This window comes from Paenibacillus sp. J22P277, from assembly GCF_059383675.1.
Genome location: NZ_JBXENS010000005.1, coordinates 214,881 through 227,737, shown reverse-complemented (window position 1 = coordinate 227,737; position 12,857 = coordinate 214,881). Strand labels below are relative to the sequence as shown.

Genomic DNA, 12,857 nt, shown 5'->3' with positions numbered 1-12,857 from the left:
CCCGTTCCGCTTTATTCGACCGTCGCCTGATAAGCCTTGAACTGCTTGGCGTATTCGGCAACCACTTCGTCCAGGCCGGCTTCCTTCATCTTCTTGAGCGCCGCGGGATAAGCCTTGTCGTAATCCTGCACGCCGAGGCAGATCGGCAGCATGTTCGCTTCGTATGCGCTCAGGACCGCCGCGTACTGCGCCTTCACCGGCGCCGCGTCGAAGAAGAACGCCGCAACGATGCTGTTGACCGCATCCGGGTCCTGCGTATAGAGGATTTTGGTCGTGACGTCGAGCATCCGGTCGCTGTAACGCAAATACTTCAGGTTGCCGATCATCCAGTCCGCCTGGTTGTAGAGCGGCACGTTGGTCTTGGGATCGAGCACGGGAGCGTAAGTTTGACCGCCGCTCGTGGTCCACGACTTGCCTTCGATGCCGTACATGAACAGATCGTAATTCGCCTGGCTATCGTACAGCCAGTTCAGGAACTTGACCGCAGCCTCCGGATGCGCGCTCGTCGTGGGAATGCCGTTGCTGTTCTTGATCGACCGCGTCCGCAGATCCTGCGCGTCCGGAAACAAGTCGTACGTATAGACGTCGCTTTCCTTCAGATCCGGATAGTTCTTGTTCAGGTCCTCCATCGAGCCTTGGTACACGCCGAGCTCCAGGAACCAATCCCCGCTGTTCTCCATCGCGGAGCGCTGCTCCGGCTTGGCGACGAGCACGTCCGGGTCTATCAGATGCGCCTGATACGCTTGACGGAACCATGCGCTGTCCGCCTTGAAGGCATCGGTCTCCACCCAAGGCTTGATCGTGCCGTCCTGATTGACGTAGAACATCTTCTCGGTGATGGTAAACGGATAATCGGAATAGCCGCGGTGCAGAAAATCCATCCACAGCTCGTCGAAATTCGTCGCCGCAAGCGGAAGATAAGGCGGTCTGGCGCCTTTCCAATCCTGCGCGATCGTTTTCCAGGCATCGAGTACCCCCTGCCCGTCGGTCGGGACGGACAGGCCGCGGGCGTCGAGCAGATCCTTCCGGATCGTGATATTGCCGTTGCGTCCGCCTTCGAGCCAATAAGTCGGAATCGTATAAATCTTCCCGTTAATAGTCGCCCCGTCCCAGGCCTGCTTGGGGATGTACTGCTTCAGGTTGGGGCCGTCTTGATCGAGGTACTTCGTAATATCCAACAGCGCGCCCTTGGCGAAGTACGTCGAGAACGGCGTGACGTCCTGCATGATTTGGAACAAATCGAACGGCTCGCCGGTCGAGAGCATGAGGTTGGTCTTCTGCTCCCACGCGCTCCACGGAATATACTGCACGTCGATCTGCACGCCCGTGCCGTCGGCGATCAGCTTCTTGTTGACCTCGCCGATTACCGTGTCGTAATCGCCGGGCTTGTCGCCGGGAACGACGTATTTGACGGTAACGGGTTTGCCGCTCTCCCCCGTCTCGGCAGGAACGGCGGAATCGGGCGAGTCCGTATCGGAAGCGTTTCCATTGTTTTCGTTGTTTCCGTTGCCGCCGCAGCCGGCGAGGACCGCAAGCAGGATCGCGGCCAGCGCGACCAACATCCCTTTTCTAAACATGCGAACACCCTCTCTGTTCTTGAATATCCTCATCTATATCAATCCCTTGACGGGAGGACTGTCCCCTATCCCTTCACCGAACCGATGACGAGTCCTTTGACGAAATACCGCTGCAGGAACGGATAGAGCAGCACGATCGGGCCGATCGTCACGATCGCGGTCGTCATCTTCAGCGACTCCTGCGGCGGCGTCACGATGGCGCTGCCCCCCGCGATGCTCTGCATGTCCTTGATCATCTGGATGTTCGACATCAATTGAAACAACTGGTACTGCAGCGGATACAGCTTCTCGTTGTCGACCAGCATGATCGCGTTCCACCAATCGTTCCAATACGCCAAGCCGTAGAACAACCCGACCGTCGCCAGCACGGGCACCGACAACGGGAAATAGATCCGGAAGGCGATCTGCAGATCGTTGGCGCCGTCGATCTTGGCCGATTCCCGGAGTGCGTCCGGCAATCCGTTCATGTAATTGCGGACCAGGAACAGATTGAACGGATTGAACAGCAGGCTGGGCACGATCAGCGCCAGCAGGTTGTTCTTCAAGCCCAGATGCAAGGTCATCAGGTACCACGGGACGATGCCCGTATGGAAGATCAGCGTGATGAAGAAAAACAAGGCCAGCGCGTTCCGGCATCTGACGTCCTTGTTGGCGAGCGTATACGCCGCCATGCCCGTGATCGCGACGGCAAGCGCCGTCCCGACGCAGGTGACGACCGTCGAGATCAGGTAACCGTTCAAGACGCTGGAGCCCCGCGAGAAGACCATTTCGTACGTATAGAACGAGAAATGCTCCGGGAAGAAGCTGTACCCGTCCCGGATGATGCTGTCTTCGTTCGTGAACGATACCATCAAGACGAGAATGACCGGGATGATGCAAAATAACGAAAAGACGACGCTGCTTGCGCCGAGCAGGCCGATGACCCATTTGTTCGCGCGAACCATATGCTTCCTCCTTCATCCCCGTCTTCCGATCGAAACGATCCGGGGTTAATATAGGGCGCCTTCCTTGTAATACTTGCGGGTCGCGTAATTGGTCAGGTAGACCAGCACGAATCCGATGCCCGACTGCAGGAACCCGACGGCGGTCGATTCCGCGGGATCTCCGGTCTGCCGCAGGATCCGGAACACGTACGTATCGATGATGTCCGTCGTCGGGAAGAGCACGCCGTTATCGCTGACGATGGCATAGATCATGCCGAAATCGCCGTACATGATTCTTCCCAGGGAGAGCAGCGTGAGGATGACGATGGTCGGCATGATGAGCGGGATCGTGATCCACCTGGTCTGCTGCCAGCGATTGGCGCCGTCCAATGCCGCCGATTCGTAGAGCGACTGGTCGATGCCGGTCATCGCGGCCAGATAGATCACCGCGGTCAGACCCGCGTCCTTCCATACCCGCATGCCGGTCAGGATCCATGGCCACGAATTCGGCTCGGAATACCAGTTGATCGATTCGATGCCGAACTTCGCGAGCGCTTGGTTGACGATCCCGTAATCGGTGGAGAAGAAGCTGTACAGGACGTAGCTGACCACGATCCAGGACAAATAGTTGGGAAACAGCATGGTCGATTGGGTTATCCGCAGAAACCACCTGGCGCGCATCTCGTTCAACACGAGCGCCAGCAGGACGGCAAACAACGTGACGAACACGAGAAACAAGAGATTCAGCTTAATCGTGTTGTAGACGACATGATAGGTGTACGGCGTCTTGAACAGGAATTGAAAATTATCGAATCCTACCCAATCGCTGTCGAACAGCCCCTTCCGGTAATCGAATTTTTGAAACGCCACCAGCATGTACGGATACGTAAAATACCCGAACACGCAGGTATACGCGATGGCCGGCAAAGCCAGCAAATAGGCCAGCGGGTTCTTGAGCAGATCTTTGAAGAAGACGGTCGGGAACATCGGTTTCCGTCCCGTTGGCGGAGACGGAACACGCCTTTCCAACCCTGCAAGCCCTTTCAATTCACTCATCCTTTCGATCCTCCTTTCGTGTTGGCGCGAATCTGTCCTAAGCTTACACCAGACATGGCCTGCCGAACGTTTCGCATTCCGGCCGCGGGCTTTGTTTTCGGGCTTTTGCGGTTTTCGAATGTGGATGCCGCTTTTGAAATACGTGCTTTTCGCGCCGGAGCCGCGTGAGCTGCCAGCCTTCATAACGAAAAAGAAGCCGCGAACTTCGCGGCTTCTTTGGTTATCGTGGATATGGACACGATAGGAGCAATACGGGGAGAACGAATCAGAGACCGCCGTTAAGCTCGATCAGATTGCCCGCGGGGTCGCGGAAATAAGCGACGCGATGGCCCCATTCGGGCGTATCATGCGGTGCTTTGACGAATTCGACGCCTTGGCCCGTCAATCGATCGTAGGCTGCGTCCACGTTCTCGGCGCCGATGATGATCGTGATCCGGTCCCGGGCGCTGAATGCATGCGGCTTGCCCGGGGCATCGGCCGGTTCGCTCGCGAGCAGCGGCTCCAGCGCGATATGAATATCTCCCGTCTGGAACTCGGCGTACGGCGTGTCTTCATTGCCATGGAGAACCTCTAAACCAAGGATGTCCCTGTAGAACAAAAAACAGTCTCGAACGTTCGGCACCAACAAGCGGACCTGCAAAATCTTCAAATGAATCCCTCCATCGAACAAAAGTCGCTGCACCGCGCTGCACCGATTATACCAAACGTATGTTCTGGAGACAACCCTTGATTCCTGTTTTTCCCATCATTGATCCGCCATGAATAGATGTCGGATCGGGTTACACGTCTACGATGGATCGCAGCCAGAGCGAACTTCTTCCCATGATGCGGAAGCTTTCCATCAATCCGATATTCAGCGCGACCCACATCCCGCCGAAGACGTAACCGGCCGCGGCGTCGCTTGGATCGTTCAAGCCCAGATCGACCAGGCTGATGCCGGTCAAGAGGCACAGGACGGATACCGTCGCGGCTGCCGCGATGCGATGCCAGGACGACCCGTGATGACGAACGAGCAGATAAGCCGAGAAACCGTACACGGTCAGCGCCATGAACACCTGCTCGCTGGGAAACGTCGGCCGATTCCCTGCCGGACCGATGAGATGGAATAATCGCCGCAATGCTTCGTCCAAGCCTTTGCCGCCCGCCACGACGGCGATATAAAAGGCGAATTCGAGCAAACGTTCCTTTCCTCTGAAGTGAATCCAGAGCAGCACGAGCAGAATCGGAAACATCAGCGTCGATAACGACCCGAGCGCCGTTAACCGCCCCATCGATTCGGACCAATCCCGGTCGAAGATCCGGACGACCACGTAGGAAGCAACCTCGTCGAATCGGGCGAATTCATGGGCCATGAAATCCTGGATCATGCCGATCATCAAGGAAAAACACGCGAAGAACAACGCCCCGGCCGCAAGGACGAGGAGCTTGATTTTACTGACGGACCGGAATCGCCTGAATCCGGCTTCGGCTAACGATAGCAACCGGTTGTAGACCTGTACCCGCCTCTTCTTGATCCATGTATAGAGCAAATAGGCAACTACCGCCGCAACGCCGAAAATAATCAAATAACGGTCGATCGCCTGATGATACTGCTCCCATTTGGGCCCGAGCAGCTTGCCTAGCGTAACGAACGCGAACGTCCACAAGAAAGCTCCGGCATACGCGAATGCCGCGTATTTACGGAACGGCAATCTCGTCGTGCCCGAGAAATAGCCCGTCATATGCCGAACGCCGGGAATGAAATACGCGATCAGCAAAAGCTTATTGCCGTACCGCTCGAACCAGGCCGACAGGCGGGCGAGCTTGTCGGGTCCGAAATGAAAGCGGGCTCCATGCTTCTCGAAGAACGGATTGCCCAAGCGGTACCCGATCCAATAGGAAGCCGTCATCCCAAGCGATGCCCCGATTCCGGCGATGAAGACGCTAAGCAACCAATCCAGCTTGCCTTGATAGACGATAAGACCCGCATATGTCATGATCAGCTCCCCGGGCAGCGGCAGCGCCAGCATCTCCAGAAACAAGGAGACGCCCAGAACCCAATAGCCGTATACGTCCAACAAATGATTCAGAAATGCGCTCAAGACGCTCATGTCTGCTCCTCCCATACCTTGGCTGACCATGCCGTTTCCGGATTAGCCGGGAAATTCCGACTACGGAATAGGTTGCCCCTTGCGGCAAACGGCTATGACCGGGCGTCTTGAACGAAAAAAATCGCCTTGGCGTATCCGAAGGCATCCCTGCCCCCGAAGCCGCTCAAAGCGATCCGTTCGTTAATATGATTCCTGATCCGTTGCTTACTGCTGCAATTCGCTGATCGCGACCCAGCGCCGCTCCGCGATCGAGACGTCCACGGCCTCCAGCACTTCTTGGCACTTGATGCCGTCCGTGAAATTCGGCTCAGGCTGGCGATCGTCGCGGATGGCTTCCATCAGCTCGAGCACTTCGTGTATGAACGTATGCTCGAAGCCGATCGTATGGCCCGGCGGCCACCAGGCATCCATGTATTCATGGGCGGGATCGGTCGCAAGCACGCGCCGGAAGCCCTGCACGTCGTCCGCATCGTCGGTAAAATAAACCTCCAGCTCGTTCATGCGCTCGAAATCGAAACGCACGCTGCCCTTGCTGCCGTTGATCTCGAACGCGTTCGTGCAGCGATGGCCGGCGGCCAGCCGGCTTGCTTCGAAGCTGCCCAGCGCGCCGTTCGCGAACCGCGCCATGAACAACGTCGCATCGTCGACCGTAACGTCTCCCATCGGCCCTTCCGTGTTTCCTTGCGCGCTCAGGCCGGTCATGGACTCGGCGATCGGACGGCGCTTGACGAAGGTCTCGCTCATGCCCACCACTTCGTCGATCTCTCCGACGAGGTAGCGGGACAGATCGATCAGATGCGCGCCGAGATCGCCGTGCGAGCCGGAGCCCGCGACTTCTTTCTTCAGCCGCCATACGAGCGGGAATGCCGGATCGACCAGCCAATCCTGCAGGAAGGTGGCACGGAAATGATGGATCTTGCCGATTCTGCCCTCGGCGATCAGCTTCTTCGCGAGGCGGATCGCCGGCGCGAAGCGGTAATTGAAGCCGACCATATGCTTGACGCCCGCCGCTTCGGCAGCCGCCAGCATCTCTCTGGCGTCGGACAGCGTCAGCGCAAGCGGCTTCTCGCAGAACAGATGCTTGCCCGCTTTCGCCGCCGCGATGGCGATTTCCTTATGGGCGTCGCTCGGCGCGTTGATATCGACGACGTCGATATCCGCCCGGTCGACCAGCTCGCGCCAATCCGTCACCGCATGCTCCCAGCCAAACTGCTTGGCGGCCTGGCGTACGCCCTGCTCGTCCCGGCCGCAGATCGCCTTCATGACCGGAGCCGGAGCATCCGGGAAGAACATCGGCAAATCGCGATACGCATGGCTGTGGGCTTTGCCCATGAATTTATAGCCGATCATGCCAACTTGGATCTCTTTCATGCTTGTGCCTCCATCCTATCCTGCGCTGTTCTATATTCGCTCGGCCGATCAAGCGGCCGTTTTATCCAAGCATTACTTTCTGTCCGGTTCTTGCGCTCTCGATCGCGCCGAAGACCATCGCGACGCTCTTGATGTTGTCGCTGCTGTCCGTTTCGGCCAGCCGGTCATGCTCCAGCGCGTCGAACATATTGTCCAGGCAGCCGAAATGGCCTTGGCGGCCCGTCCAGATATCGGGTACCTCGATCGCTTTGGTCGGATGCATGAAGCCTTCCTCTCCGCTGACGATCTCGGCCGTCGGACGATTGTCCCCGTCCCATAGCGCCGTTCCGAGACTGCCCGTCACGCGCCAATCGGACTCCCACGAGGTGCCCGCGCCCTGCGCGCTCCATGAACCGCGGTACGAGAATACGGATCCGTCGCTCATCTCGAAGATGCAGATCGCCGAAGCGTTGCCCGCATACCAGGAGCCGGCCGGATTGAACTCATGGCAATAGACCGACACGGGATCGGCTCCGCTCAAGAAACGGGCCTGATCGAACGTATGGATGGCCATGTCCAGGATCAACGGACTCGCCATCGTCTCGCGGAAGCCGCCGAAATGCGGCCCGAGGAAGAAATCCGCGTGCAGCGCGCCGACCTTGCCGATCCCGCCGTCTGCCAGGAAGCCCGACAACGCGCGGATATGCTTCAAATACCGGCGGTTTTGCATGACGGAATACCGCTTGCCGGTCTCGTTCGCCACGGCCAGCACTTCCTGCGCGTCGGCCAAGGTTTCCGCCATCGGCTTCTCGCCGAATACGTGGACGCCCGCCCGGAGCGCCGTCGTGGCGATCTGCTTGTGGCTCGCCGGAATCGTCACGTCGAATACGAGATTCGCGCCGGTTTGGGCCAGCGCTTCGGACAAATCCGTGAACGTCGGCACGTTCAGCCCGCGCTTCTGCGCCATTTTCTTCGCGGCTTCTTCGAACAAATCGACCAGCCCGACGATCTCGACGTTCTCCCGCTGCGCGGCGTAATCGAGCCATTCGTTGGCCATTCCGCCGCATCCGGCCACCACTACTTTATGTTGTGCCACTCCGCTCACCTCTTTCTGTCTATTTCGATGCCACTATCGCAAATACGGTTAAGACGGGTTCGGAACGAAATCGCCGCCGCGGCAGTTTTTCAAATAATTGAGCGCGTGCACTTGGCCCGTCATTTCCCATTCATCCCGATACACCGGATCATGCCAGCCTTCGATATCGATGCTGCCCTCGTAGCCGTGCTGACGGAGGATCGAGATGACGTCCGTCCAGTTGGTGTCTCCGAAGCCCGGCGTCCGGTGCCAGACGAACGGCTTCGGACCGTGAATGCCGTATTCGCGCACGACGTCCCAGGCGATGGTCGCATCCTTGCCGTGCACGTTGAAGATCTTGCCGACCCACTTGCGCAGCTGCGGAAGCGGATCGATCAAACTGACCATTTGATGCGTCGGCTCCCATTGAAGTCCGATGTTCTCCGCGGGCAAGGCATTGAACATTCTTTCCCAGGCCGTCGGATTGTGGGCGATATTCCAATCGCCGCTGTCCCAGGTGCCGCCCATGTCGCAGTTCTCGAACGCCAGCTTCACGCCTTTGTCCGCCGCGCGTTTCGCGAGCTCGCCGAATACTTCCGCATACCGCGGAAGCGAATCGTCGATCGTGCCGGGCATGCGGCCCGTGAAGCCCGCCACCAGGTCCGTGCCGAATTCATGCGCATGATCGATCAGCCGTTCCCAGCTGGCGAGCGTGTCGGCGTTGTCTCCCGCGCCGGTCAGCGGATTGCCGAAGATGCCGAGGCTCGAGATGGGAACGCCTTTCTCGGCCAGTATTTCCTTGACCCGCTTGGCGGTCTCGGACAGGTCGAGACCATTGGTCGATTGCCAGAACGTCAGACTGAAGGATTCGAAGCCGTGCGGAAGAATTTGCGGCAGGACGCGTACCGCGTCTCCGCCGCCGACGAGCGTGCCGATTCGGATTTGTTTCATATGAGGTCAGGCTCCTTTGGATGATCGATTAGAATGATAAGCTAGAAATAGATCGAATCGCGCCCGGCTTATTCCTTGACCGAGCCGAGCGTGATGCCGTGAATGAAGAAGCGCTGCAAGAACGGATAGACGACCAGCACCGGCACCATCGCGATGAAGATCTTGGCCGCGTTCAAGGTCCGGTTGGACAGCTGGCTGAGCCGCTGCAGCTCGTCCGTGGACATCGTCGACGGGTCCAGCATGACGACGACCTGCTGAATGTACGTCTGGAGCGGATAGAAATGCTCCCGCGTCATGAACACCAGCCCGTACAGGAATTCGTTCCAGTGGTATACGATGCTGAACAGCGACACGGTCGCCAGCACCGGCGCTGATAACGGCACGTACACTTTGAGCAGGATATACCAAGGTCCCGCGCCGTCCACGAGCGCCGCTTCGTCCAGCTCCTTCGGCAGATTCCGGAAGAAGTTCATGGCCAGAATGACGTTGAACACGAGCGTTTGCGCTCCGCCGACCAGCACCAGCGACCAGATGCTGTTGAACAGGCCCAGGTTCTTGACCGTCAGGTACAGCGGAATCAATCCGCCGTTGAAGAGCATCGTGAAGATTACGCCCCACATGAGCACGTTCCGCAGCCGGAAGTCGCGGATCGTCTTCGACAGCGGGTACGCCATCAGCGGCACGATAATCAGATTCAAGCCGGCCCCCAGCACGACGCGCTTGATCGACGTCCAGAACGAGATGAAGAACTGGTTGTCCTGCAGCAGCTGCTTGTAGGAATTCAAATTAAAGCCGACCGGCCATAACGAGATTTGTCCTCCCGCCGCGGCGGCCTTGGTGCTGAACGATACGGCCAGCGTATACCATAGCGGAAGTATGCACGTGAGGGCGACAAGCACCAGCACCGCCACGATCAGCACATCGAACGCTTTTGAACCGAATGTCGTATCTTTGACCATTCCGCTCGCCTCCTTTCTTTAGAAAATCCGATAATTGGCCCACTTGCTCGCCGCGACGTACGAGATCGCGATCAGGATGAAGCCGACGACGGATTTCAGAAGCCCGACGGCCGTAGCAAGCTCATACTGCATGTTCAGCAACCCGGTACGGTACACCCACGTATCGATGATATCCCCGGACGAATATACGAGGGGATTGTACAGATTGAAGATTTGGTCGAAGCCCGCGTTCAGCACGTTCCCGAGACCGAGTACGGCGAGCAGCGCGGCCGTCGTGCGAATGCCCGGCAGCGTCACATGCCACAAGCGGCGCATCCGCGAGGCGCCGTCCATCCCTGCCGCTTCGTACAGCGCGGGGTTGATGCCGGTCAGCGCGGCCAAATAAATAATCATATTGAAACCGAATTCCTTCCAGACGTCCGTGCCGACCGCGAGGAACGGGAACAGCGTCGCGTTCGCGAAGAAATTGGTTGCTTTCAGACCGAAGACCGACAGGATGCCATTGATCGGACCGTCGAAGGAGAACAGATCGAGCACGATCCCCCCGAGAATGACCCATGACAGAAAGTGAGGCAAATAGACGATGGTCTGTACCCACTTCTTAAGTACGGTCAGGCGCAGTTCGTTAAGCAGCAAAGCGAAGACAAGCGGTACGAGCAGATTGGCGATGATCTTCATCACCGCGATGAATATCGTGTTGAAAAAGATGCTTCTGGTATCGCTGAGCGTAAACATGTAGCGAAAATTTTCCAAACCGACCCAATCCGAGCCGAACATGCCTTTGACGGGGCTGAAATGTTCGAAAGCGATGACGATTCCGAACATTGGGAAAATACTGAATACTCCGAGCCAGACAAGGCCGGGCAGAAGCATCAAGTAGTAATGCTTGGCAAATCCTTTGGTATTCACTCGTTATCCCTCCCCAACTCTTCCAATGGCGGGCAATGAAAAGGGGCTCGCTTGAAGCCAAGCCCCTCCGTTCAACCTCTAATTACTTCACTGCTTCGGCGACTTCGGCCGTAATTTGATCGCCGCCTTGTTTCTTCCAGTCGGCTACGAATTTGTCGAACGTATCGAGCGACGCTCCGCCGACGACGATTTTCAGGAAGGTTTCGTCTTCCATCTTCTTCAGGTTGACCCATTTCGTTTCCATCGCGTTCGTTTGCGAGTACAGCAGGCTGCTCACCCGGTTCATCGGCACGTCCACGAACGGCGCGACGCCGACCATGACGGAGTACAGCCGCGTCCATGCGCCCATATCGGCCGTCGGATTCCAGTATTGGATATCCATCTTGTCGTACGGCTCCAGCTTCACCTTCTTGATGCTGTTCAGGTCTCCCGCGAGCAGCTTGTATTCCGGCTTGTCCGCGAAATCCTCCGGCGTTTTCGTGCCGGCGAGCACGTCGCGCACCGCTTGCACGGTGAATTCCGATTCGTCGGACGGTCCAAGCGCGAGGCGAACCGGGTAGAAACCGATCGAGCCTTTCGTCAGATCGAATTTGCTTTCGTCGCGAAGCAGCAGGTTTTGCAGCTTAATGACGGATTCGGGATTTTTGTAGTCTTTGGAGACGACTACGAATTGTCCGGCCGGCGCGCTCAGATGCGGGCTGAATTGGCCTTGGGCGTCCAGCGGCAAGGCATATGCCTGCCAGTTGGCTTTCGGGTTTTGCTTGATCGCGTCCGTAAGCGGGCCGTAACCCATCCACCACGGCGCGAAGAACATGCCCGTTTGGCCGCTGACGATCGACTCGCCGGAATCCGTGCGGATCGCCATCTGTTGGTCGATCAAGCCTTTCGCGTACAGATCATGAAGCTCGCCGAGCGCTTCCTTCGTCTGCGGCAGCGTCGAGCCGTAGGCCGGATTGCCGTCCGCGTCTTTGACCCAGTACCCCGGGTAAGCGCCGTAAGCCGAGAAGATCGGATCGAAGCCGTACAGGTTATTCGCGGAATCCAGGAAGTTCGCGTACATTTTGCCGCTGCTGGACGGTCCGGCGATTCCGATCGTATCGGCCTTGCCGTTGCCGTCCGGATCATTCTTGACGAACGCTTCGGCGACCTTCTCCAGATCGGCCATCGTCTTCGGCGGCTGCAAGCCCAGCTTGTCCAGCCAGTCCTTGCGGATCCACATCTCGTGGATGCCGGCATCCTCGGCCTGCGGCAGCGCCATGATCTTGCCGTCGAACGTGACGGTATCCATCGCGCGCTTGTTCGAATCCTGCAGCACGCGCTTCAGAGCCGGCGACGCGTATTGATCGAACGCGTCCGTCAAATCGGCCAATTGACCGTTCTCGTACATATTCCGCAGCTGCTGCGCGTTGACGACCATCGCGTCCGGCAGGTCGTTGCTCGAGATGGACAAGCTGACTTTCTGATCGTAGTTGGTCGGCGACGCCGTGAAGGCGTTGGTGACGTCGATGTTCAGGTTGTCTTTGATGTAGCGCGTGAATTGGTTGTTTTCCGGCGTGTCTCCGGCCGGGAGCGATTTGTCGGCGGGATCGACCTTCATGCCGACCGCGAGCGACACCGGCTCCGCGTATTTACCGAATGGATCCGCCGGTGCGGAGGCAGTGTTCCCCGACTGGTTGCCGCCGTTGTCCGATGCCGCGTTCGTGTTCGAATCCGAGTTCGAACTGCAAGCGCTGATCAGCAGCGCTGTCGTCAATAATGCCGCAACGGCCGACATGCTTTTTCTTTTGTTCTTCAACTTGCTCCCCTTCTTTCCGACTAGTCATCGTTCTTGCTCCATAAATATAACGCATCCATAGCTCCCATTAAGACGGGAAGCGGTTTGGAGATCATGGGGAGAGATGTGCGGGATTGCTGCGCCTCAGGACTGTTCATGTCCGGATCGGACACTTGTCCGCCTTATGGAATCG

The 12,857-nt window shown here is 57.8% G+C and carries 11 protein-coding genes; all 11 read right to left on the bottom strand.

Going from position 1 to position 12,857, the window contains the following annotated elements; genetic code table 11:
* Positions 1 to 11: 11 nt before the first annotated feature.
* Entirely contained in the window at positions 12 to 1,577 is a 1,566-nt protein-coding gene (locus AC50YL_RS18190) for an extracellular solute-binding protein (RefSeq protein ID WP_494833671.1), read from the bottom strand.
* A gap of 65 nt (positions 1,578 to 1,642) precedes the next feature.
* Positions 1,643 to 2,521: a carbohydrate ABC transporter permease gene (locus AC50YL_RS18185; protein ID WP_494833670.1), complete on the bottom strand. Its 879-nt coding sequence runs from the start codon at positions 2,519 to 2,521 to the stop codon at positions 1,643 to 1,645.
* Between the two features lie 45 nt (positions 2,522 to 2,566).
* Positions 2,567 to 3,556 carry an ABC transporter permease gene (locus AC50YL_RS18180; protein ID WP_494833668.1) on the bottom strand — a complete coding sequence of 330 codons (990 nt, stop codon included), beginning with the start codon at positions 3,554 to 3,556 and terminating at the stop codon, positions 2,567 to 2,569.
* Between the two features lie 265 nt (positions 3,557 to 3,821).
* A complete protein-coding gene (locus tag AC50YL_RS18175) occupies positions 3,822 to 4,205 on the bottom strand; it encodes a VOC family protein (protein ID WP_494833667.1) in 384 nt (127 codons plus the stop codon).
* 130 nt (positions 4,206 to 4,335) lie between these two features.
* Positions 4,336 to 5,646 (bottom strand): VTT domain-containing protein, encoded by a 1,311-nt coding sequence (locus tag AC50YL_RS18170; RefSeq protein WP_494833666.1) that lies wholly within the window; start codon positions 5,644 to 5,646, stop codon positions 4,336 to 4,338.
* 204 nt (positions 5,647 to 5,850) lie between these two features.
* Positions 5,851 to 7,017, bottom strand: coding sequence for a Gfo/Idh/MocA family protein (locus AC50YL_RS18165; RefSeq protein ID WP_494833665.1), 1,167 nt, complete (start codon positions 7,015 to 7,017; stop codon positions 5,851 to 5,853).
* A 61-nt stretch (positions 7,018 to 7,078) separates the two neighbouring features.
* A complete protein-coding gene (locus AC50YL_RS18160; RefSeq protein WP_494833664.1) occupies positions 7,079 to 8,092 on the bottom strand; it encodes a Gfo/Idh/MocA family protein in 1,014 nt (337 codons plus the stop codon).
* 48 nt (positions 8,093 to 8,140) lie between these two features.
* Entirely contained in the window at positions 8,141 to 9,022 is an 882-nt protein-coding gene (locus tag AC50YL_RS18155; RefSeq protein ID WP_494833663.1) for a sugar phosphate isomerase/epimerase family protein, read from the bottom strand.
* Positions 9,023 to 9,090: 68 nt separating this feature from the next.
* The gene (locus AC50YL_RS18150) at positions 9,091 to 9,981 is read right to left on the bottom strand and encodes a carbohydrate ABC transporter permease (protein ID WP_494833662.1); all 891 of its coding nucleotides are present in this window, start codon (positions 9,979 to 9,981) and stop codon (positions 9,091 to 9,093) included.
* A gap of 18 nt (positions 9,982 to 9,999) precedes the next feature.
* Entirely contained in the window at positions 10,000 to 10,890 is an 891-nt protein-coding gene (locus tag AC50YL_RS18145) for an ABC transporter permease (protein ID WP_494833661.1), read from the bottom strand.
* A gap of 82 nt (positions 10,891 to 10,972) precedes the next feature.
* Positions 10,973 to 12,664 (bottom strand): extracellular solute-binding protein, encoded by a 1,692-nt coding sequence (locus AC50YL_RS18140; protein WP_494834444.1) that lies wholly within the window; start codon positions 12,662 to 12,664, stop codon positions 10,973 to 10,975.
* Positions 12,665 to 12,857 lie beyond the last annotated feature (193 nt).

Bases quoted from the DNA above. Each gene is read 5' to 3' on its own strand.
- AC50YL_RS18185 (WP_494833670.1), bottom strand. From the start codon at position 2,521: ATGGTTCGCGCGAACAAATGGGTCATCGGCCTGCTCGGCGCAAGCAGC.
- AC50YL_RS18190 (WP_494833671.1), bottom strand. From the start codon at position 1,577: ATGTTTAGAAAAGGGATGTTGGTCGCGCTGGCCGCGATCCTGCTTGCG.
- AC50YL_RS18180 (WP_494833668.1), bottom strand. From the start codon at position 3,556: ATGAGTGAATTGAAAGGGCTTGCAGGGTTGGAAAGGCGTGTTCCGTCT.
- AC50YL_RS18150 (WP_494833662.1), bottom strand. From the start codon at position 9,981: ATGGTCAAAGATACGACATTCGGTTCAAAAGCGTTCGATGTGCTGATC.
- AC50YL_RS18165 (WP_494833665.1), bottom strand. From the start codon at position 7,017: ATGAAAGAGATCCAAGTTGGCATGATCGGCTATAAATTCATGGGCAAA.
- AC50YL_RS18155 (WP_494833663.1), bottom strand. From the start codon at position 9,022: ATGAAACAAATCCGAATCGGCACGCTCGTCGGCGGCGGAGACGCGGTA.
- AC50YL_RS18140 (WP_494834444.1), bottom strand. From the start codon at position 12,664: ATGTCGGCCGTTGCGGCATTATTGACGACAGCGCTGCTGATCAGCGCT.
- AC50YL_RS18170 (WP_494833666.1), bottom strand. From the start codon at position 5,646: ATGAGCGTCTTGAGCGCATTTCTGAATCATTTGTTGGACGTATACGGC.